This is a genomic window from Roseinatronobacter monicus (genome assembly GCF_006716865.1).
Taxonomy (GTDB): Bacteria; Pseudomonadota; Alphaproteobacteria; order Rhodobacterales; family Rhodobacteraceae; genus Roseinatronobacter; species Roseinatronobacter monicus.
The window spans coordinates 2,229,195-2,248,176 of sequence record NZ_VFPT01000001.1 but is presented as its reverse complement, the minus strand read 5'-3'; the positions used below and the strand labels follow the sequence as shown (position 1 = coordinate 2,248,176).

At 59.1% G+C, this 18,982-nt stretch carries 21 protein-coding genes, 2 tRNA genes and 2 pseudogenes; 4 read left to right on the top strand and 21 right to left on the bottom strand.

The features are described 5' to 3' along the window. Positions 1 to 2 precede the first annotated feature (2 nt). The 7 genes and pseudogenes from BD293_RS10750 to BD293_RS10720 all read right to left on the bottom strand — a co-directional run bounded on the left by BD293_RS10750 (position 3) and on the right by BD293_RS10720 (position 5,535). Positions 3 to 1,301 carry an amino acid ABC transporter permease gene (locus tag BD293_RS10750; RefSeq protein ID WP_142081569.1) on the bottom strand — a complete coding sequence of 433 codons (1,299 nt, stop codon included), beginning with the start codon at positions 1,299 to 1,301 and terminating at the stop codon, positions 3 to 5. A 1-nt stretch (position 1,302) separates the two neighbouring features. Then, positions 1,303 to 2,574 carry an amino acid ABC transporter permease gene (locus BD293_RS10745; protein ID WP_246086271.1) on the bottom strand — a complete coding sequence of 424 codons (1,272 nt, stop codon included), beginning with the start codon at positions 2,572 to 2,574 and terminating at the stop codon, positions 1,303 to 1,305. A gap of 105 nt (positions 2,575 to 2,679) precedes the next feature. Continuing rightward, entirely contained in the window at positions 2,680 to 3,699 is a 1,020-nt protein-coding gene (locus BD293_RS10740) for an amino acid ABC transporter substrate-binding protein (protein WP_142081567.1), read from the bottom strand. A gap of 622 nt (positions 3,700 to 4,321) precedes the next feature. After that, a pseudogene (locus BD293_RS23440) lies at positions 4,322 to 4,588 on the bottom strand (MlrC C-terminal domain-containing protein). Between the two features lie 130 nt (positions 4,589 to 4,718). Next, positions 4,719 to 5,009, bottom strand: a complete 291-nt coding sequence (locus BD293_RS23355; protein ID WP_142081565.1) for an ATP-binding cassette domain-containing protein — start codon at positions 5,007 to 5,009, stop codon at positions 4,719 to 4,721. Positions 5,010 to 5,113: 104 nt separating this feature from the next. After that, positions 5,114 to 5,401, bottom strand: a complete 288-nt coding sequence (locus BD293_RS23350; RefSeq protein WP_170207110.1) for an ATP-binding cassette domain-containing protein — start codon at positions 5,399 to 5,401, stop codon at positions 5,114 to 5,116. A 57-nt stretch (positions 5,402 to 5,458) separates the two neighbouring features. Further along, positions 5,459 to 5,535: transfer RNA gene (locus BD293_RS10720), tRNA-Ile, on the bottom strand. Positions 5,536 to 5,672: 137 nt separating this feature from the next. On the opposite strand from BD293_RS10720, the gene purM reads away from it, so the two are divergent. Together purM and purN are read left to right on the top strand one after the other, a co-directional pair. Continuing rightward, positions 5,673 to 6,719: a phosphoribosylformylglycinamidine cyclo-ligase gene (purM, locus tag BD293_RS10715; RefSeq protein ID WP_142081561.1), complete on the top strand. Its 1,047-nt coding sequence runs from the start codon at positions 5,673 to 5,675 to the stop codon at positions 6,717 to 6,719. Then, positions 6,716 to 7,309, top strand: coding sequence for a phosphoribosylglycinamide formyltransferase (gene purN / locus BD293_RS10710; RefSeq protein ID WP_142081559.1), 594 nt, complete (start codon positions 6,716 to 6,718; stop codon positions 7,307 to 7,309). The genes purM and purN overlap by 4 nt, the downstream gene beginning before the upstream one ends. Here the strand turns inward: purN and BD293_RS10705 are convergent. The 3 genes from BD293_RS10705 to rlmB are packed head-to-tail and all read right to left on the bottom strand — an operon-like array spanning position 7,293 to position 9,648. Beyond that, on the bottom strand, positions 7,293 to 7,865 hold the full coding sequence (locus tag BD293_RS10705) for a DUF2799 domain-containing protein (RefSeq protein ID WP_142081557.1): 573 nt from the start codon (positions 7,863 to 7,865) through the stop codon (positions 7,293 to 7,295). The genes purN and BD293_RS10705 overlap by 17 nt on opposite strands. Next, positions 7,862 to 8,854, bottom strand: coding sequence for an aldose epimerase family protein (locus BD293_RS10700; RefSeq protein ID WP_142081555.1), 993 nt, complete (start codon positions 8,852 to 8,854; stop codon positions 7,862 to 7,864). The genes BD293_RS10705 and BD293_RS10700 overlap by 4 nt, the downstream gene beginning before the upstream one ends. Positions 8,855 to 8,859: 5 nt before the next feature. After that, entirely contained in the window at positions 8,860 to 9,648 is a 789-nt protein-coding gene (rlmB, locus tag BD293_RS10695) for a 23S rRNA (guanosine(2251)-2'-O)-methyltransferase RlmB (RefSeq protein ID WP_142081553.1), read from the bottom strand. A 174-nt stretch (positions 9,649 to 9,822) separates the two neighbouring features. Between rlmB and BD293_RS22695 the strand changes: the two genes are divergently transcribed. Further along, a tRNA-Tyr gene (locus BD293_RS22695) sits at positions 9,823 to 9,906 on the top strand. A 367-nt stretch (positions 9,907 to 10,273) separates the two neighbouring features. Continuing rightward, positions 10,274 to 10,588: a hypothetical protein gene (locus tag BD293_RS10690; protein ID WP_142081551.1), complete on the top strand. Its 315-nt coding sequence runs from the start codon at positions 10,274 to 10,276 to the stop codon at positions 10,586 to 10,588. Between the two features lie 473 nt (positions 10,589 to 11,061). Here the strand turns inward: BD293_RS10690 and BD293_RS10685 are convergent, their stop codons facing one another. The 11 genes and pseudogenes from BD293_RS10685 to BD293_RS10640 form a co-directional block, all read right to left on the bottom strand. After that, on the bottom strand, positions 11,062 to 12,048 hold the full coding sequence (locus tag BD293_RS10685) for a major capsid protein (RefSeq protein ID WP_142081549.1): 987 nt from the start codon (positions 12,046 to 12,048) through the stop codon (positions 11,062 to 11,064). 122 nt (positions 12,049 to 12,170) lie between these two features. Then, a complete protein-coding gene (locus BD293_RS10680; protein WP_142081547.1) occupies positions 12,171 to 12,653 on the bottom strand; it encodes a hypothetical protein in 483 nt (160 codons plus the stop codon). A 16-nt stretch (positions 12,654 to 12,669) separates the two neighbouring features. Next, positions 12,670 to 14,064 (bottom strand): hypothetical protein, encoded by a 1,395-nt coding sequence (locus BD293_RS10675; RefSeq protein ID WP_142081545.1) that lies wholly within the window; start codon positions 14,062 to 14,064, stop codon positions 12,670 to 12,672. Beyond that, on the bottom strand, positions 14,061 to 14,201 hold the full coding sequence (locus tag BD293_RS22690) for a hypothetical protein (protein WP_170207109.1): 141 nt from the start codon (positions 14,199 to 14,201) through the stop codon (positions 14,061 to 14,063). Before BD293_RS22690 ends, BD293_RS10675 begins: the two co-directional genes overlap by 4 nt. Beyond that, positions 14,198 to 14,560: a hypothetical protein gene (locus BD293_RS10670; protein WP_142081543.1), complete on the bottom strand. Its 363-nt coding sequence runs from the start codon at positions 14,558 to 14,560 to the stop codon at positions 14,198 to 14,200. The genes BD293_RS22690 and BD293_RS10670 overlap by 4 nt, the downstream gene beginning before the upstream one ends. Before the next feature lie 272 nt (positions 14,561 to 14,832). After that, complete coding sequence (locus tag BD293_RS10665; protein ID WP_142081540.1) at positions 14,833 to 15,987, bottom strand: helicase RepA family protein; 1,155 nt, start codon at positions 15,985 to 15,987, stop codon at positions 14,833 to 14,835. Next, entirely contained in the window at positions 15,984 to 16,868 is an 885-nt protein-coding gene (locus tag BD293_RS10660; RefSeq protein WP_142081538.1) for a DUF7146 domain-containing protein, read from the bottom strand. The genes BD293_RS10665 and BD293_RS10660 overlap by 4 nt, the downstream gene beginning before the upstream one ends. 110 nt (positions 16,869 to 16,978) lie before the next feature. Then, positions 16,979 to 17,179, bottom strand: a complete 201-nt coding sequence (locus BD293_RS10655; protein WP_142081536.1) for a hypothetical protein — start codon at positions 17,177 to 17,179, stop codon at positions 16,979 to 16,981. Beyond that, complete coding sequence (locus tag BD293_RS10650) at positions 17,176 to 17,391, bottom strand: hypothetical protein (RefSeq protein ID WP_142081534.1); 216 nt, start codon at positions 17,389 to 17,391, stop codon at positions 17,176 to 17,178. The genes BD293_RS10655 and BD293_RS10650 overlap by 4 nt, the downstream gene beginning before the upstream one ends. Continuing rightward, positions 17,391 to 17,630: a helix-turn-helix domain-containing protein gene (locus BD293_RS10645; RefSeq protein WP_211841013.1), complete on the bottom strand. Its 240-nt coding sequence runs from the start codon at positions 17,628 to 17,630 to the stop codon at positions 17,391 to 17,393. Before BD293_RS10645 ends, BD293_RS10650 begins: the two co-directional genes overlap by 1 nt. Before the next feature lie 82 nt (positions 17,631 to 17,712). Further along, positions 17,713 to 18,970: pseudogene (locus BD293_RS10640) on the bottom strand (ISL3 family transposase). Positions 18,971 to 18,982: the final 12 nt, after the last annotated feature.

Here is an 18,982-nt window from a genome sequence, read left to right as displayed (position 1 = left end):
CCTTACTTGTGATCAGTTTTCAGCTTGCGCTCCAGATACATGGAATAGCGCGACATGCCGAAACAGAAGATGAAAAACAGTGCTGCGATGAAAATGAACAATTCCCAATAGATGCCATTCCAGTTGGTATCTGCGCGGATCGCGTTGGACAGCCCGATTGGGTCCAGCAGGCCAATGAAGACGACAAGCGTCGTGTCCTTGAACAACCCGATAAAGGTGTTCACGATGCCGGGGATCGAGATTTTCAGCGCTTGCGGCATGATGATTAGGCGTTGCGCTTTCCAGTAATTCAGCCCCAACGCATCGGCGGCTTCGTATTGGCCCTTGGGCAGCGCGGCCAGCCCGCCGCGGATCACCTCGGCCATATAGGCCGATGCGAAGAGTGTGACCATGATGATCACGCGCAAGATCAGGTCAAACGTGGTGCCGGGGGGCAGGAAGTAGTTGAGCAGCAAGGACGCTGTGAACAAAAGCGTAATCAGTGGCACGCCGCGAATGAACTCGATCACGATCACGCAGACAGATTTAATGAACACCATGTCCGACTGCCGCCCCAAGGCAAGCACGATCCCGATGGGAAGTGACAGCGAAATCCCCGAAATTCCGATGATAAGCGAGATCAGAAACCCGCCAAACCTGTCGGAACGCACAAATTCCAGCCCAAAGGGCATAACGGAACTCAGCGCCTGATCGAAGGGACCGGCTGCGAAAAGCCACCAGAACACGGGCGCTAGGATGGCGGCGAACACTGCGACCAAGGTGCTGACGCGGGCAAGGATGACATAAGCCAGATAGCCCGCCACAAACCCAAGGGCCGCCGAGACCGGCAGCCACACAGACCCGCCCCATAGCAGATGATAGGCCAGAAACGGATAAGTCGCGCTGAAGATCATCATCTTGCGCGGCAGCGCGGGAAACAAGACAGGCGCAAGTGCCGCAAACAGCAGCGCCAAGGTCAGCACCGGGCGCCAGTAATGTTGCGGCGGGTAGAAGCCGAACAAAAGCTGGTGCCAGCGATCCGTAATCACGGAAAAGCACGCTCCGCTTGTCCCATCCAGAATTGCACGACACTCCGCCAAAGACCCGGCAGACCAGACAGAATTCAGCAGCCACGGTCCGATTGCCGCCAGCGCGTACCAGATGATGGCGAGCGCCGCGAGCGTCAGGGCCGTGTTCAACGCCCCTGAGAACAGGTTTTCGCGCAGCCATTTGACGGCCCCCGACTCTCTCAATGGGGGGTCAGCGGGGGGCAGCATTTCGTTGCGCACATAGGCGACGGTTTGGGCATGGGTATCGCTCATCTCACCGTTCCTTCAGCTTGACGCGGGAATTATAGACATTCATCAGCCCCGAAATGGTCAGGCTGATCGCCAGATAGACGGCCATGAGCAGCAACATCCCTTCCAACTCGCGCCCGGTCTGGTTGATGGTGATACCGCCCAGCGTCGAGCGCAGGTCCATATAGCCCACCGCAAGCCCCAACGAGGTATTCTTGGTCAGGTTCAGATATTGCGAGATCAGTGGTGGAATGATGACCCGCAACGCCTGCGGCAGGATGACCAGACGCATTGTTTTGCCCGGTTGCAGGCCAAGCGCAAAGGCCGCTTCGGTCTGGCCCTTGGATATGGCCAGAATGCCGCCGCGCACAATCTCGGCGATGAAGGCACCGGTATAAATTCCAAGCCCCAGCCACATCGCCAGCAAGGAGTTGCGCAAATGCGTGCCGCCGACGAAGTTGAAGCCGCGCAACTCCGGGTATTCCAGATGCGCCCCAAGCGCGAGAAATATCAGGATCACTGGCCCGAACAGAACCAGCAGGGATTTCCACCATGTCTTGGGCCGTATACCCGTTGCGTTTTGCACGCGCGTGGCATGGTCGATCAGGACTTTATTGGCGAAGATCCCGGCCACCAGAACGGCCAGCACCAGCACCCAGTTCAGCGATGGGGATACAGGGCCAAGTGGCAACACGCCAAGTTCGGTCGTGAACAGGATCGCGGGCACATAGACGCCGCGATTTGTAATGGCGATGGCATCGAAAATCATGCTTGAGGCCGGATCATCGCCCCGAAAGGCGGAAGGTGCGGGCATGCTTTCGGCCATGACAGCGCCAAAAATCAAAATCCAGATCAGGGTAGGGATATTGCGAAAAACTTCAACATAGACAGTGACAAGCCGCGACACGATCCAGTTCTTTGACAGGCGCAGCACACCCGCCAGAACACCAAGGATCGTGGCCAGCGCGCAGCCCATCACCGCCAGAATGACTGTGTTCAGAAAACCCACCAGTGCTGCACGGCCATGCGTCATCTGACTGTTATACTCGATGGGGCGCTGGTTGATGTCATAGCCTGCCGATTGCGACAGGAAATTGAAGCTGAACGTCCGGCCAAGCAGGCGCAGGTTATTGATGACGTTGTCGATCAACCATGCCGCCCCCAGCATCAGCAGGAACAAGGCGAAAATCTGAATTGTGATCGAACGATAGCGCTGGTCATAGAGCAGCATGCTAGGATGAAAGGCACGCTTGGGTGGTGCCGATTCCGCTGCGCGCGGATCAGTTGTGCTGGACATGAAACACCCCACTCATCGGCTCGGATAGAACCGTGCCTGATGCAGCTGCTATAATGTGACGTTGTAAAATGCGCACCCCGATGACGGGGTGCGCCTGTAATCAGATCAACGGAATGGTGGTGCGTAAAGCAGACCGCCCTGTGTCCATTGAGCATTCAGTCCACGGGCCAGACCGATTGGGGTCTGGTCGCCAATGGTGCTGGAGAACAGCTCGCCATAGTTGCCAACAGCGGCAATGGCGCGCGCGGCCCAGTCATTGTCCAGCCCCAGCATTTCGCCAAAGCCACCCTCAACACCCAGCAGGCGATTGATTTCGGGGTTGTTGCCGCCCGCCTTCAGCTCTTCCATATTGGCCGAGGTGACGCCGAGTTCTTCAGCCGCAATCAGTGCGAACAATGTCCACTGAACAATATCGGCCCACTGGTCGTCGCCATGGCGCACGACCGGACCCAGAGGCTCTTTCGAGATGACCTCAGGCAGGATCGCGTGATCGCCGGGTTCAGCGAAGGCCGCGCGGCTGGACGCAAGTGCAGATACGTCTGTGGTATAGACGTCGCAGGCACCGGCCAGATACTGCTGCTGCGCTTCTGCTGCGGTATCAACAGGTACGGGCTCGTAGCTCATGTTGTTGACACGGAAGTAATCCGCAAGGTTCAATTCTGTGGTGGTGCCGGTTTCGATGCAGACAGTCGCACCGTCCAGTTCCAGCGCAGAGCTGACGCCCAACTCACGCGTGACCATGAAGCCCTGACCATCGTAATAGTTTGTCCCGACGAATGTCAGGTTCAGGTCCACGTCGCGCACGAACGTCCAAGTGGTGTTGCGCGCAAGCACGTCAACTTCACCAGAAGCCAGCGCCGAAAAGCGGGTCTGGCTGGTCAGTGGCACGAAGGTCACTGCGTTCGGGTCATTGAGGACCGCAGCCCCCAGTGCACGGCAAAAGCCAACGTCGAAGCCCTGCCAGACGCCATTTGAATCAGGTGCGCCAAAACCGGCCTGACCAGTGTTGGACCCGCAGATAAGTTCGCCACGATTCTGAATTGTTTCCAAAGTGGTTTGTGCGTGCACCATGCCAGCACCAAACGTCGCGGCGGTTAGCGCGCCGACGAATACGGTTTTCTTCATTTCGACCTCTCTGTTGTCGCCGCCTTGGCGGCGGTCTGCCCCGGTTTTCCGGGAGTTCACGGCAAGCATTTTTTCGGTGCGTTGCACAGCTAACGATTTGTCCCGATTCCGCCAAGCAGGTCAAGTCAAGAATTGTCATTGCTCCGTAAAATAAGGCGTTCGCCGCAATGTTGTGCGAATACAAGTCCTTTGACCTGCGTGCTGCATAATTGCAGTGAATAACACTTTTTGCGTGCGCGTAGTGCCTGTTGGACCGATCTGTAAACTGCCACCCTATGAGCGATGCGAAGGTCTGCCCCGGACCCTGCCATGTCACTTTTGAAGTATGGGTTCAATTAGGTCAGGTGCCAATCGACCCTGACGGGAGTCCTTGCGGCCCACTTGCGGTGCTTCCCGGCTCTCTGTGGGTTCATCCGGGTAGATGTCCCAGCAGTTTTCCACATGGAAGCTGTTGCGGTCAGCGGAGCACGCTTCCTGAAGGGCGAAGCATTCGGCGGCCTATCCGAATTGTTGTTCAGGATTGGTCCTATGCGAGAAGGGTGGGAGGGCTTTTATTGTCACCGCATGGTGCTTGCAGAACCCGAAACAAGCGGGGGGTCCACAATTTGTGGCCTATCCCAACTCAATCCAGTGGAAAGACGGGCCTTGGCACTTTGTGATATGTCAGCTTGCGCAGGTCGGGAGAGCAGAGCGCGCCGCTGTCACAGACGATGATCCGGTCCGCAATGGGCGCGAAGGCGGCCCGGAAATGCTGTTGCTATTTGAGAGCCACGATACGGTGTTGCGCCGGATCAATGCCAAAGGCGCGGAATTGCTGCAAGTCCAGCATTTTGCCGGGGTTGGACACGATCAGCACATCGACCCCCGCCACATGCGGAACCGCCGTCACCCCCACGCGGTTTGTAGGCCAAGAATGATCCCGCCCAATGGTTAGGCGCGGACTGCCGCGAGGTTTCAAACGCCTGTCGCGTAACAATGCCCGAGCGAAAGGCCGACGCGCAGTTGGCGTGGCGGGCCTTTCAGCCGTGCAGTCGCGCGACATTCATGAACCCGCCAAGGTCGGTATTGGCATCGCTGCGCTGCGCAAAGGCACTGCCGGGCGGCAGGTTAAAGGGGCTGGGAATCTCGCCCTTCCGGATCTGCGCCTCAATCGACACATTGAGCGAGGCGGTCGGCTTAACCTGCACCAGAAACGAGGGGTTCAGCACCAGCGTGCGGGCAATGCCAACCCGTTGCTTCTGCCCGCCCGAAAGCTGGTGCGGATAGGCGCCGTGCGATGTCTCAGCATTTGGGATGCGCAACTGCTGCATCAGATCTATGTTGTGCGCCTTGGCCGCCAGTTTTCACAGACCCAGGCGCAGGCGCGACACCTGATCAATCTGTGCGCCGATCCGCACGATCGGATCAAGCGAGGTCATGAGTTCTGACTTATCAGCGAAATCCGCTTTCCGCGCAGGCGCCGGTAGCTGCTGTCACGCAGCCCGACCAGTTCCTTCCCGTCAAACAAGATCGACCCGAGCTGACGCCCCCCCCCCATCCGCCCCAGCAGGTCCATGACCGCCATCGCCGTCAGCGACTTGCTTGCCCCGGATTCGCCGACTAGCCCAAGGATTTCCCCTTTGCGCGCCTCGAAGGACACATCGTCCAGCGGTGCTAAAGTGCCGATGGTCATGCCAGGCCCGCGTACTGTCAGCAGCGCCATGTCACACATCCCTCAGGCGGCTGCGGATATTCAGTGCGTCAATCAAGTGCCGAGGAATGGTAGGCCCGGAGGGACTCGAACCCCCAACCAAAGCGTTATGAGCGCTCTGCTCTAACCAATTGAGCTACAGGCCCGGCGGTGGCTAGCTAAGCGGATTGCAAGACAGGGTCAAGCAGGCAGTTTGCCCGATCACGTCTGCCTGTGGTTGCCCTGACCTGAGCAATCGGCTATCGCGCGGGTCAAAGGGCATCGGCTGCAAGGGGCTGCGATCATGCAAGATGGCAAAGACGGGTTGAGTTATGCGCAGGCTGGCGTCGATATCGACGCAGGCAATGCGCTTGTGGAGGCGATCAAACCTGCCGCCAAGGCGACCATGCGTCCGGGGGTGATGGCGGGGCTGGGCGGCTTTGGTGCCTTGTTCGACCTCAAGGGGGCAGGTTATCACGACCCGATTCTGGTTGCCGCCACCGATGGCGTGGGCACTAAGCTGCGGATTGCGATTGATACCGACACGCTCGACACAATCGGAATTGATCTGGTGGCGATGTGCGTCAATGATCTGGTCTGTCAGGGCGCAGAGCCGCTGTTCTTCCTCGACTATTTTGCAACCGGCAAGCTGGATGTGGCAGCGGCCACGCGCATCATCTCTGGCATTGCCGAAGGGTGCCGCCTGTCTGGCTGCGCGTTGATCGGCGGGGAAACCGCCGAGATGCCGGGCATGTACGAGGCCAAGGATTTCGACCTTGCCGGTTTTTCTGTCGGCGCGATGGAGCGGGGGGCCGAGATGCCCGCCGGTGTCCAGCCCGGCGATGTGCTGCTTGGATTGGCGTCTGACGGGGTGCATTCCAATGGCTATAGCCTTGTGCGCAAGGTGGTCGAGCGGGCAGGGCTGGGGTGGGACGCGCCTGCACCATTCGCTGATGCAAGCCTTGGCGCAGCATTGCTTGCGCCTACGCGCCTGTATGTCAAACCAGCGCTGGCCGCGATCCGTGCCGGTGGGGTTCATGCGCTGGCCCATATCACGGGCGGCGGGCTGACTGAAAACCTGCCACGTGTCTTGCCCGAAGGGCTTGGCGCGGATATTGACCTTGGGGCGTGGCGTCTGCCACCGGTCTTTCGCTGGCTGGCCAGCGAAGGGGGGCTGGATCAGGCCGAATTGCTGAAAACCTTTAATGCGGGCATCGGTATGGTGCTGGTCGTCGCCCCTGACCGCGCCGAGGCATTGACTGCCGTGCTGCGTGATGCAGGCGAGCAGGTATACCTGCTGGGCCATGTCAGCGAAGGTGCCGGTCTGCGCTATTCGGGCACATTGGCATGACGCAGCGTGTCGCGATCCTGATTTCAGGATCGGGGTCAAATATGGTGGCGCTGGCGCAGTCCATGCAGGGTGACCACCCCGCGCGCCCCTGCCTTGTGTTGTCGAATGACCCGCAGGCAGGCGGGCTTGCCAAAGCGCAGGCCATGGGCATCCCGACGGCTGTGGTCGATCATCGCGCTTTCAAGGGGGATCGGGCGGGTTTCGAGGCCGAGTTGCTAAAGCCATTGCGGGATGCGCAGCCGGACCTGATTGCTTTGGCAGGGTTCATGCGGGTTTTGAGTGCCGACTTCGTGCGCCGGTTTGAAGGGCGGATGCTAAACATTCATCCTTCGCTTTTGCCGAAATACAAGGGTCTGAACACCTATGCCCGCGCAATTGAAGCTGGCGATGCTGAGGCCGGGTGTACAGTGCATGAAGTGACCGCCGAACTGGATGATGGCCCAATTCTGGGGCAGGCGCGCGTGCCGGTGCTGAGCGGCGACACGCCTGCGACACTGGCTGCGCGCATTTTGCCACTGGAACACCAGCTCTACCCGCTGGTGTTGCGCCGTGTGGTCTCTGGGCAGCGCGACTTCATAACGCTGCCCTGAAAGCGCGTATCTCACGCTCGATCCGCAAGAGTTGCGCGCGGGCCATGCTCTCGTCCAGACGGAGCATCAATATCTCACTCTGGCTTGCCTGCCTTGCCCGCCGCGCCGCACCCTCTGACTGGGGATCGTCGGATCGTACCGGCGAGAAGCGCTGCAACTGCGCAATCTCGCGCCTGATTTCCTCGATGCGTGCGCGTTGGCGATATGCGCTCAGGCCCAGATCATGCCCCAGCAGGAAACCGGCTTCATCCGCACCGGGGCACACATTGCGATAGGGGCGGCCTGCCTCGCCTTCGCGCAGGCCAGTTTGCGGTGTACAATAAGAGCGCAGCCCTGTCGCATAACCCTGTTCCCATGCCGCGCGATCCGGGGTGATGTCGACCTTGGCGCAGGCGCTCACATGGCGGCCAAATTGTGTGTCGGCGACGCGCCCGTCTGCACCATCACGTTCCCCAATCGCCGCCCAGTCGCCCACCTGACACTCTTCGCGCGAGATGGAGGCGCACCCCGACAGCAAGGCCAGCCCAAGCACCGCAAACGCCAGCAACCGCATCATTCTGCATCACCTCTCGGTATGAGATCGAGCGTCCAGCAGGTGCTTTGGCACAGCGCGCCATCCTCTGGTCGCAACATAATAGACGGGAACGCGTCGTGATGCGGCGCATCCGGCCAGCACTGGCTTTCCAATGCCACGCCGAAGAAGGGCCGGGTCGGGTGCCGCCTGCCATCATAGACCTGCAAGCCGGGTTCGGTCGTGGCCATTTTCAGCGCCGGGGCATGCGGCAAATCGGGCAGATCAAGCCACGCGACAGGGCGCATGGGCTGGCGCGCCTGCGACAGGCAAAAGCACTCGTCATAGCCCGGCAATGCGCCAAGCGGTTGCCCGTTGCGCAGATCAAGATGCCGGGCGACAGGGGCAGGGCCCGCGACGGGGTATAGTTCTGGCCCGACAGGCAGAACATGATCCGCGGCAACGCGCAGCCGATGCCCCGCAAGCGTATCGCCCCCGCCAAGGTTCCAGAACGCATGGGGGGCCAGATTGGCAAGCGTTGGCCGGTCGGTTCGGGTTATGAGGTCCAGCGAAAGGCTGTGACCTGCAACACGGTAGCGCGCCTCAAACCGGCGCAGACCGGGAAAGCCGCCTTCGCAATGGGCCAGATCCAGCGCAAGGGTCACATGGTCCTCGCCCAGCTCTGCGATCTGCCACAGACGCTGATGTACGCCCTCTGCGCCGCTGTGCAGCAACTGCTGCCCCTCATTGGGATCAAACCGCCAAAGCTGATCGCCGATCATCGCCTCTGCACCGCGCAACCTGCCAGCGACCGGGCCGACAATTGCGCCGCAATACATATTGGCCCCGCCATACGCTTGGGCGCTGTCGAACCCCACCACGACCGAAGGGCGCAGCCCCGCAAGCCGCACCGCTTGCAAAATGGCCCCCAAGGTCAGCACACTGACCTCCAACCCGTCCGAGCGCAGTGTGATGCGTTGAACGGGCTGCCCGCTGGCGCTGTGTCCGAAATCGGTAATCTGATCGCTGAGCATGTACGCTACCCGTCTCCCTGTGCCATCCGCGCGGCATAGAGCGCGACCGCCGCTGCGTTCGACACATTGAGCGAGCCGAAATCCCCTGTCGCCGGTATCCGCACGATCAGATCACAGGTGTCGCGCGTCTTGTCGCGCAGGCCCGGCCCTTCGGCACCCAAAACAACTGCAATCGGGCCGGGGGGGAACTGGGCCAAGCCATCGGCCAGCAACACCTCGCCTGTGCCATCCAGCCCCAGAACCACATAGCCCAAGGATTTCAGCACCTCCATTTCCTCGGCCAGATTGCGCACGCGCAAATAAGGCTGACGCTCCAGCGCGCCGCTGGCGGTTTTGGCCAAAGCGCCGGTTTCAGGGGCGGCATGGCGCTGGGTCGCAATAACGGCCTGCGCGCCGAACACTTCGGCCGAGCGCAGGATCGCGCCGACATTATGCGGGTCGCTCACACGGTCCAGCATGACCACCAGCCCGCGTGCCCCTTCCGGGGCGCAGCAGTCACTGACACTGCCCCAATCGAGCGGGCGCACCTCCAATGCGGCCCCCTGATGCACAGCGGCGGCATCAAGCGGGGCTGCGAATTTGCGCGGGTCGCTGATCTCAGCCTCCATCCCCGAGGCGGCGACCGCCTCTGCCAGCTTGTCGGCGGCATTGCGCGTCAGGATCAGGCGCAGCTTGGCCCGCTTTGGGTTTTTCAGCGCGTCTTCCACGGCATGCAGGCCAAACAGCCACAGCGTGGTGGCGCTGCTGGCGCGCTTGGCGCGTTCCTTGTCGATCACCCAATCGGGTTTCTTCATGTCACTTGCTTTCATCATCTTGCAGGGCGCGGGTATCCGCGCGGTGTCAGGTTCAGCATGCGCAGGCAGGGCGCGGGGTGCAAGGGGGGAATCGGGGTGAGGCAAGAAGTTCGGGCAGGGGCGCTTTTGTGCCCTTGACGCCTGCGGGCCGCTTCGATAATTGAGCGGCACTAAGGGCGACGGGCTGCAAGGTGCGGCAGCGGACTGTAACTCCGCCGGGGAGACCCACGCCTGGTTCGATTCCAGGGTCGCCCACCATCTTCAAAATCAACAACTTAGCGGGTTTTGGGGTGGTGGTGCTTACAGGCGGAAAAGCTGAAAAGTAAGCATTTTGTAAGCAAGTCAGCGAGTAAGCATGAGAAGCGGTAACGGCTTCGTGATCTACGCCGCGCGCCTGCCTTGCTGTGGTAATCCGGCGCGATATGCGCGCATCACGCCCGCATGATCCATGCCCTGCTAGTGTTCGCCACCTGACACAAGATACCCGATGACGGCTTGGAGGTGAAAATTGTCCGAAGGCTTACCCATAATAAAAGTCGTAAGGTTGCCCCCCAAGCCCCTCAGGGGGTTCAAGGAGGGCTCTCCTTTCAGCAGCGCGCCCATGTTCGCTTGGGTTAGAATTGCGATGTCGCTATTCCCGCATGATGTCGCAGGGTTACACCAGTCGTTGGCAGTTCAATGCGCCTTTGTCCGTGCCGCTGCACGCAGACGCAAAAGATTTGGCGGTCGTTTCTATAATTGGATCACTGGCGAAAACGCCGATTATGTTTCATTGTCGGGCACCCATCTCAGGCAGGTCTTGGGCGTTTTGGGGTATGAGCCTCCAGAATTTGTTGTCGGCGGCGGCGAATATCAACTTCGGATGGATTATGCACAACAGGCCATAGATGCGCTTGCCGGTCGGCTGGCGTCAGACGGCCAAAGCATCCCGCGCATGTGATTGGCCCTCCTCTGGACGGCGTTGTTGCACGGACGCTACCGTTTCTGTTAGCCGGTGGCTTTCCTGATCGATTGGATAGCGTTGATGCCGCATCGATTCTACGATGCCCGACGGCACAAGGTTGATCATGAAGCCGGATGGGACAATTACATTGATCGGGCATTCGCCATCCATCGCCCAGTCGGAGATGTCATGTTACAATAATGGTGAACGACGGCAAGGTCCGCATAGCAGCCCGTCACTACCGTATCGCCAAGGCCAGCACCATGCGCCACAAGTGTAACTCTGGGTTCTGTGCCATCGCTTCCCCTCTTGTGAAAAAGGGCAGGCCCGAAAGCCCGCCCCATATGACGCCACGCGGGCGAAAGGTAATCAGCGCCCACCGCGCCTGTCAGGGTTTTCGCACTCACTGACTAACCGGGTTGCTTCGTGGCGCTACCCTCGAAACCACGGGCGCAACCTGCCCCAACTCATCACAACTTGGACTTGAGAAACGCCAGACCAACCGCCTTGCGCTCGACAACGCGCCGCCAGTTTGCCGCAAGCGCCAGTTCGGCAATCGTCGGGCTTTCATCCGCAACCGTATCTTCTGCCCATGCGAAACCGGACGGGTGCACGGAAAGATTAACGCGGCTGTGCAAAATCTGTTGCCCGCCGCCGTTGCCTGCACCCGGCTTGTTTTCGATCTCGGTGCCATCGGCAATGTTTGGCGCGGTAATGCCCCAACCCACGGCCCCCGGCGCGAATAGCGCGGTGGTGTAGTCATCGCCAACTTTGGGCATAAGGTCATCCATGACAACGGCCATCCCGCGATAGGTCGCAAACATGCGGCCAGTGCTGTCAGGGATGAATTCCACAAGATCAAGTTTCAGCATCTTGCGGTAAATGTCGGAATGCACCGCAATGCCTGCAACATTGCCCATCTGGTCGCCAAGCGTTCCCGCCGCATCAATTACCGCTTCCGCGCCAAATGACGAAGACGGGGCGGTCAGCGCGGTAACGTCCAGCACCATGTCGCCCGAATCGGTTGCAATGTTATCGGCCAGGATGCCGTTCAAGCTGGCAATCAAGCGCCGCTGTGTCTGGCGTGACCAGTATGCAGACGCTCGATCCTGAATGCGGGTCAGCGCATCTGCGCCCGCAAGTTCGCTGGCCAAGTTCATTGCAGACCATGAATTGTGCAGAAACGATTTCCGCACGATCTGCTTTTCCGCTGTCAGTTTGCGCGGCGTTGCAATCACGTCCGGGTCATCATTGGCAATATTGGCTTCATCATCGGCCAGATCATTCCAGAACGGCACAGTGAACGAATCCGCTCCTGCGGTAAGCTGGCCTTCAATCGCAGCATTGCGCGTGACAATGCCAGACTGCACCAGCGCGTTTGCCTCCATCGTGTTTTGCACGGTGTAAGCGGTGAATTCTTCGGGCACGATAACATCGCCCAAGCGTGTAACAGCCATAGCGGCCTCCATTCAATTTTCAGGGATTGAACGTCAGACCCACAAGGCCAGAACGGTGTCGCACAGCGACAAGATGCCCAACACACAACCACCACAAGCGGCCTGCATCGCGCGGTATCATATTACCGTATCCCGAACGGGCTGGCAACCTTCGGCTTGGGTTCGGGCTTTTCCTCGCTGCGCACCACGCGGCCCGCATTGTTGCCCCCAGACGCGCCGCCGCCGCTTGGCGGTCGCAACATCGCGGCCAAGTCTGGAATGGTCTGGACGTGCTGCATCAGGCCATCCAGCGCCACAACCTCGCCCGATAGCGTCTTGATCTCGGACACGCCATCAGCGCCCATGTCGAAAGTGAAATGCTCATCCAGCAATGGCCGGACAACGCGCCAAGGTGCCACAAAACAGCCCCCCAAAGCGCCCTCTAGCGGCGTCTCAAGCGTGACCTTGCGCACGGTGGCCTGTGCATCACTTACCGCCTGTAGCGCCGCCGCTTCCGCGCCCTGCGCATCTGCCAGCTTGGCCTTTAGCTCCTTCACTTCGTTTAGCAATTCCGCGTTTTTGCGCAACAGCCCTTCAACGTCATATTCTTCGGGTTTTTCGGTCATTGTATATACCTCATTTTTAACACCCCGGAATCTCAAGAATTCTGATCGATCCCTGCCGCCGCTTGGCGTGAACCACCAGCCCCGCAATCGAGTTTGCCCGGTCGTCATGGCTTCCCGGCGCATGGTCGATCGTATCGCGCCCGCTGCGACTGGTGCGGCGTTCAAGCCCGATAAGCTGGCGCTGCAATCTGTCACAAGGTGGCAATTCAACCGACCCCGAATTCAACCGCGCCAAAAGTTCCAAATACAGGCCAGAACGATCCAAGTCTGAAGTCTGATATTTGATCCCCCAGCGCATGAATTCATCGCGCGGCCATCGGCCCGCGTATCGGTCGCCGTGAATCGTGCCAATGTCAAAGCGCCGCAACACATCGGCATATTCCTTGACGATCTCGGCAGGGCTTCCATGCCGCCCACGCACAAGATCGACCACAACCGTGTCGCCTTCACGATGACCGATTGCCAGGGTGAATTCATCCGCGCCCCCGCCCGCTGGATCGCAGAACGCAAAATAACGATGACGCGATGACGGCATAAGCTCCAACGGCTTGCGCCGGGTCGCGCGCTCGATCTGATCCGTGTCAAGAAAGCTGGATATGTCACTGCGGAATTGCGCTTCATATTCAGCACGCGCCGCTTCCAGATCATCGCGCTTTGCCCGCTCAACTATGGCCGGATCAAGTGTCGGGTTCATAGTCAGCGTAGGTGCCTGCGCGACCAGAACGCGCGTATCAGCATCATCGCCAAAACTGCGCTTGTATGTTCGCCAAAGTTCGCCCCTTTTTGCGTAGGGCGATGACAATGCAATCAAGCGCCCGTCGAGGGTAGCAAGGGCCGGTCGTAACGCTTGAATGATTTCGCGGTCAGGCGATGCACCGTCACTGTGCCAAAAGGCGATTTCGTCAGCGATGACTGCGGATAATGTATAGCCCCGGACACTTCGGAAAGATGCCGTTCCTATCTCGATCGAGCTTCGGTTGCTGAATTCGATTGTCGTTTCGTTCTGGCGTTTGACCATCGGGCGGATCATCGGGTGCTCGCATAAGCCCGCGATGTAGCGCATGGCAGATCGTGCCTGCGGTCGATCGGCGGCTAATACCAACGTGGTGGCGATTTCGCCGGGCGATAGCTTGTCGCGGTGATCCTGAAACACGGCCTGAAACAATGCCAGCAAAGCCGCTGCATGGGACTTTCCGCCGCGCCTGCCCACCACCAGCCATAGTTCCGAGAATGGCCCCTGTGGGGCTTCTGTGCGCGCTGTGAGGCTCTTGAAGGTAGCGGCCTCATCATCGGACAAGTGCAGGCCATAAAACCCGGACAATAGCGCCCGCCATGCCGCGAAACTATCGGCCCCGAATACATCTCCAAATAGCTGCGGGTCGCACATCGCATCGCGGATCGTGACCGTCATGACGCCCCCCTGATCGCTGTCGCAAGATCGGCCAGCAGGGCAAGCGCCGCTGTGCTGGATAGCGTCACCTGCGCAACCTCGATCCCGTCACGCCAGATATGCAGAACAGGGCCGGGTCTGACTGTCACCAGCATCATGACGCGGCCCGCCCGGCGATGTAGCTTTGCAGGCTGGTCACGTCCTTCTGTCTGCGCTCCAAGCCCAGCTTAACGAGGATGCCTTGAAGGGCATTGACGGCTTGCGTCCAGCGTCCGGCGTCAAAGCTGGCATGGTCGCCATCGGCAAGGGCTTGCTCTTGAATGTGTAGCCAATGCTCTAACCATAACGCGCGCTCGACCAGACTGCGTTGCGCATAGGACAACTGGTCAGCACCACCGAGGTCATCGGTCATCGCCTGCCAACGCGCGCGCATATCAACTGCGACCCTGCTACGCCCGTCCAGGCGGTCAAGGTATCCCGCTGCAAACTTGTCTGGAATGGTGTCTAGTTTGGGCATATATCCGGCGCATCTGCTTACTGATTGCTTACACGTTAGACGATCATCAAAGCAAAGTCATTTTCTAACAGTTACTTATGTGACCTTAACGGCGGATTTATGATCCGATGATGACCAGAAAGTGCGAATTTTGCAAAGCGGTCGAGGGTAGCGGCCCGAAAAAGTGCGATTTCTGCGGCTGGATATGCCCCCCCCCAAATTCTGCAATGTCCCGCATGTCCCGCTCTTTTCATCAAATTTGCCCCCAGTCGGGACGGGACACGGGACATGCCTTAGGCATTTGTCCCGCATGTCCCGCTCTTTCCCGCTTCTGCACCGGGACATTTTTCATTTTGTCCCGCTGTGTCCCGCATGTCCCGCTGCATCATGATCGCCATGTGAAGCCCTGCATCGCGGATCAGATAAACGTCATCGGTGGCCGTCATGAATTGAGCATCGACCAGATCACGCCGGACGCGCTGAAATGCTTTGCGCTTCGCATCTGCGCTATCGCCGGTGTGCCTTGAATAGAATGCATCTCGCCATTTATCGACATGCACGCCACGAAAGCCCCCATCATCCCAAACGCCATTTTGCGCCGCTGCGGTGACGTATGTTTCCTGTGCCAGCCTTTGGGCGGGTGTCAGCTTGTGTTGCCGCTCTGGTGCCTCGGTGGCTTCCAGAACCGCGCTCTTGGCTATCCCGTCAAGGTCAACTTGCTTGAAGCTGAAATAAACGTCCTGCGGTGGCTCTGCGTCTTTCATCTTGGTATTGACCAGCTTCATGGCGTGACCTTCTTTTTCCACTCGATATTCGCAATCAAGCGCCCCCTTCAGTGCCATCGCGCCGCGCGCCCTTTGCTTTTCTGCATGTCCAGAATGGTGCACGATCAGAACAGAACAGCCCGGAAAGCGTGCTTTCAGGTCATCAACTGCCACGACAAATTCGCTCATGTCGCTGGTGTTGTTTTCGTCACCTGCCCCAAAGTTTCTTGCCAGCGTGTCGATGATTATCAGGGCGGGTGATCCGTGCTGCGCGGTCAATCCTGCTACCGCATCGGCAACGGCCTTTGCGCTTGCACCGTCAAGGAATTGTGCGGCCCGTTCCGACTTGAACAAAGGCACACCATGCAAAGGCACGCCGCGCGCTTGGCTCCAAGCTGCAAAGCGCCGTGCAAGCCCGTTATGGCCTTCACCAGCTATGAAAAACACTGATCCTTGCCTAGTGTCGCGGCCATGAAACGGGGTGCCTGTGGCAACTGACAAGGCAATGTCCACTGCCAGAAAAGACTTTCCGCAACCCGGATCGCCAAACATCAAGCCTAGGGTGTCAGTCTCGATCAGTTCGCCGATGATGTATTCAGGCGCGCGATATTTCAGATCGGCAACGGGCACGAATTGAAACGCCGCTGCGGGTTTATACTCTTGTGCATGTGCGTCAATGTTCATGCCGCGACACTCCGTTTCATCAAAATATCATTCCAATCGCGGCCCTGCGGCGCGGGCAAAATGCTGCACTTCCAGCCCAGACCATGCGCGCGTTGTGCGAGTTCGTGACCAGCAGCATGGCCCGCGTCATCGCCATCGGTGGCAATCGTGATCCGGCCCGGTGACGAGGGAAGGCGCAAGGCGCGCATCCCGCTGGTGGACAATGCCGCCCATATGGTCGCGGGCGCGCGTAGCAGGCCGCTGGCAAGGCTTAGGCCCGTCTCGATCCCCTCGCTTACGACAAGCGGCCCTTGCGCCAGTGTGAGCCTTACAGCGCCGCCGCGCGTGCATCCCAACATCATCTTGTCCGGGTCGATTTTTGCTTTCCCGTATCCGTCCGGGTCAAGAAATGTGCGATGCACGGAGTAGCCCGCGCCCCCTCCCACAAGTGCGACCATTGCAGGATATCGCCGCGCGGTCGGCCCATGCCAGCAGTCACCATGAAAGCGAAGGCTGTCAGGCATGGTGCAACTGATCCCGCGCCCGCGTAGGTATCGCTCGGCAAGCGTTCCGCTGATCGGTGAAGCCTCATCCCATAGCGCGCGCGCCTGTTGTGACCTCTTGTTGATTTCGGCCCTGCGCTCGGCTTCCCGTTGCGCTATGGTCGCCGGGTCAGGCGGTGCATAGCTGCCCGGTGCAATGCCCGCCGCTGCAAGTATATCGCGAAAGCTGCAACCGTTCTTTTTGCAATGCAGCAGCAAGCGCCCATCGGTGCCATCTGTGAGGGTTAGCGCGGTCTGATCGCGCCGCCGTTCGGGCTGACAACAAGGGCAAGCTGCGCTGCCATATGCGCCATGCCATCGACCAGCCAGGTCGAGTGTGATCTTCTGTGCATCTGCCATCTTATGCCTCGGAATTATTGCCCAAGGCGCGCAACGGTGCTATGATACCCCATGATCTGCCCAGACCGTTTTAGTATCTTTCCCCGCTCGCGCGCCAATCGCGGGCGGGTTTATTTTTGAATGATCGCGGGTTCTGGCGTTCCGGTCATATCCAGATCGCAAGCCCGTTGCAGATCATCCAGACCGGCCAGCAGGTGCCTTGCCAGATCGGGGTGATCCTCGGCGCGGTCGCAAAGCAACTGCACCAGCGCGGCGCTATGGCCTGTGCAACGTCCCATCAATGGGCGGGTGAATTCGCGTTGCCAGTTCATGACGCGCGCCCCCGCTTGAACGGGCGTTTCTGGATTTCGGCAATCCTGCGCGCTTCTGTTTCTGCGGTAATCGGATCGCCCGCGCGACCTATTACCGTGCGAAGTGTTTTCGATCCTGCGGGCGTTGCCATGACAATATCAAAGCCATGACGCGACTTGCGCACAGTGAAATAGGTTTCGGACGCGGTTGGCAGTCTGGTGACACTATCCATCACGCCACCTCGATCGAATTGGCCTCAACATAGGCGACAACATCAGCAGCGCGGTAACGGACGCCACGTCCGACTTTGATGTAGGGAATAGTCGCGCCTATCCATCGGTCGCGTTCTAACCATTTATGCGAGACGCCAAGATATTCGGCGGTCTGCTTCTGATCCCACAAGACAGGGACGGTGGTGGTCGTTTGGGTGATTTCTGCGGTCGAGTTCAGCAAGTTTGCATGTGTGTGCATGTTAAGCCCTCATTGGTTAGCCATGAGAGCAAGTTAGGGAATGTGGCTATTTCGCGGTTTGTGTGGGTGGCTTGGTTTCCGTTCATTTGCCTGTGGCACAAGATGTTGTGCGGTAGGGTGACGCTGGTAAGTGGGTGAGATTGCCTGCGATGAGGTATGACATGTTGATGAGGTTGCGGGTTTTGCGATACCCGCGCGCCCGAGCCTTTGCGGCCTGAATGAGGCCGTTGATGGCTTCGACAGCGCCGTTGCTCAGATCGCTGTCAAAACCGTTAAGTATACCATCCCAGTGCGCCTTGAGTGTCAGAGCGAGTTTCTTGAATGCTGGCAGCCTGCTGCGGCGCGCCCATTGAAACCAGGCGGTAAGCCGTTCTTCGGCCTCTGCCTTGGACTCGGCTTCAGCAAAGATGTCGCGCAAAGCCTCTTTCAAGCGAAACGCGCGTCCTGTTTTCAGGTGCATCCGAGATAGATCATGATGCTGTGTGATCTGCCGCTTCGTCCATCTCTTCTTGTCCTTGAGCCACATCCAGCGGCTGTGTTTCAACTCAGGTCTGCTGCGTACTTCGGCGCGGCGAACCTCTTCAAGCGCCACATTGGCCAGTTGGATGACATGGAATGGGTCGAAGGTAACATCCGCGTTCGGCAGATGCTTTGCGACGCCAGAAATGTAGGCCCTACTCATATCGATACAGGCAGCGGAGATGGCATCGGGATCACCGCCATGGGCGCGCAGATCTTCACCGAAAGCCGCCACAGTCTTTGCATCACGTCCTTCACAGGCAAAGAGAAGCCTGCCGGCCAGAAGGTCGTGAAATAGGGTGATGTAATTATGCCCGCGGCGCGCAGCTGTCTCGTCAATCCCAAGGGCGGTCACGGCGCTGAAGTCTTCGCGATCTCGCGCTGACGACACGTAATGGTCAAGAACCCGCCAGAGGCGATCGTCACCAACATCAAGCATATCAGCAACAGCCTTCACCGGCATCTGTCGCACCAGCGCAATCACAAAGGCTTCAAACAACTGACTGAAACCGCTGCCACTGCGCGCCCAGGGGACCGGAACCTGTCCGGTCTTGCTACATTGGCTGCAAGCAACACGTGGCACATCGGCATGGATGAAAGCCTTGTGCTCGAAAAAAACGCAGGTGTTCCCAGATCCTGGATCGCGTGTCATGGACGGGCTGATCGGGCGCGCCACAGGAGGGACAAGCAAATCGACTTCCCGCCTTGAAGCGGACGTCAAAGTGGATCTCTTTGAGTTTGGCGTCAAAACGTACGTCCGTGACACTCCACGGAGCCTGCAGGCCAAGAGCTGTCGTGAACAAACTTGTCTCGGGACCCATGAATGCCTCCTC

Bases quoted from the DNA above. Each gene is read 5' to 3' on its own strand.
- BD293_RS10750 (WP_142081569.1), bottom strand. From the start codon at position 1,301: ATGAGCGATACCCATGCCCAAACCGTCGCCTATGTGCGCAACGAAATG.
- BD293_RS10745 (WP_246086271.1), bottom strand. From the start codon at position 2,574: ATGTCCAGCACAACTGATCCGCGCGCAGCGGAATCGGCACCACCCAAG.
- BD293_RS10740 (WP_142081567.1), bottom strand. From the start codon at position 3,699: ATGAAGAAAACCGTATTCGTCGGCGCGCTAACCGCCGCGACGTTTGGT.
- BD293_RS23355 (WP_142081565.1), bottom strand. From the start codon at position 5,009: ATGCAGCAGTTGCGCATCCCAAATGCTGAGACATCGCACGGCGCCTAT.
- BD293_RS23350 (WP_170207110.1), bottom strand. From the start codon at position 5,401: ATGGCGCTGCTGACAGTACGCGGGCCTGGCATGACCATCGGCACTTTA.
- purM (WP_142081561.1), top strand. From the start codon at position 5,673: ATGCAAGATGGCAAAGACGGGTTGAGTTATGCGCAGGCTGGCGTCGAT.
- purN (WP_142081559.1), top strand. From the start codon at position 6,716: ATGACGCAGCGTGTCGCGATCCTGATTTCAGGATCGGGGTCAAATATG.
- BD293_RS10705 (WP_142081557.1), bottom strand. From the start codon at position 7,865: ATGATGCGGTTGCTGGCGTTTGCGGTGCTTGGGCTGGCCTTGCTGTCG.
- BD293_RS10700 (WP_142081555.1), bottom strand. From the start codon at position 8,854: ATGCTCAGCGATCAGATTACCGATTTCGGACACAGCGCCAGCGGGCAG.
- rlmB (WP_142081553.1), bottom strand. From the start codon at position 9,648: ATGAAGAAACCCGATTGGGTGATCGACAAGGAACGCGCCAAGCGCGCC.
- BD293_RS10690 (WP_142081551.1), top strand. From the start codon at position 10,274: ATGTCGCTATTCCCGCATGATGTCGCAGGGTTACACCAGTCGTTGGCA.
- BD293_RS10685 (WP_142081549.1), bottom strand. From the start codon at position 12,048: ATGGCTGTTACACGCTTGGGCGATGTTATCGTGCCCGAAGAATTCACC.
- BD293_RS10680 (WP_142081547.1), bottom strand. From the start codon at position 12,653: ATGACCGAAAAACCCGAAGAATATGACGTTGAAGGGCTGTTGCGCAAA.
- BD293_RS10675 (WP_142081545.1), bottom strand. From the start codon at position 14,064: ATGACGGTCACGATCCGCGATGCGATGTGCGACCCGCAGCTATTTGGA.
- BD293_RS22690 (WP_170207109.1), bottom strand. From the start codon at position 14,201: ATGATGCTGGTGACAGTCAGACCCGGCCCTGTTCTGCATATCTGGCGT.
- BD293_RS10670 (WP_142081543.1), bottom strand. From the start codon at position 14,560: ATGCCCAAACTAGACACCATTCCAGACAAGTTTGCAGCGGGATACCTT.
- BD293_RS10665 (WP_142081540.1), bottom strand. From the start codon at position 15,987: ATGAACATTGACGCACATGCACAAGAGTATAAACCCGCAGCGGCGTTT.
- BD293_RS10660 (WP_142081538.1), bottom strand. From the start codon at position 16,868: ATGGCAGATGCACAGAAGATCACACTCGACCTGGCTGGTCGATGGCAT.
- BD293_RS10655 (WP_142081536.1), bottom strand. From the start codon at position 17,179: ATGAACTGGCAACGCGAATTCACCCGCCCATTGATGGGACGTTGCACA.
- BD293_RS10650 (WP_142081534.1), bottom strand. From the start codon at position 17,391: ATGGATAGTGTCACCAGACTGCCAACCGCGTCCGAAACCTATTTCACT.
- BD293_RS10645 (WP_211841013.1), bottom strand. From the start codon at position 17,630: ATGCACACACATGCAAACTTGCTGAACTCGACCGCAGAAATCACCCAA.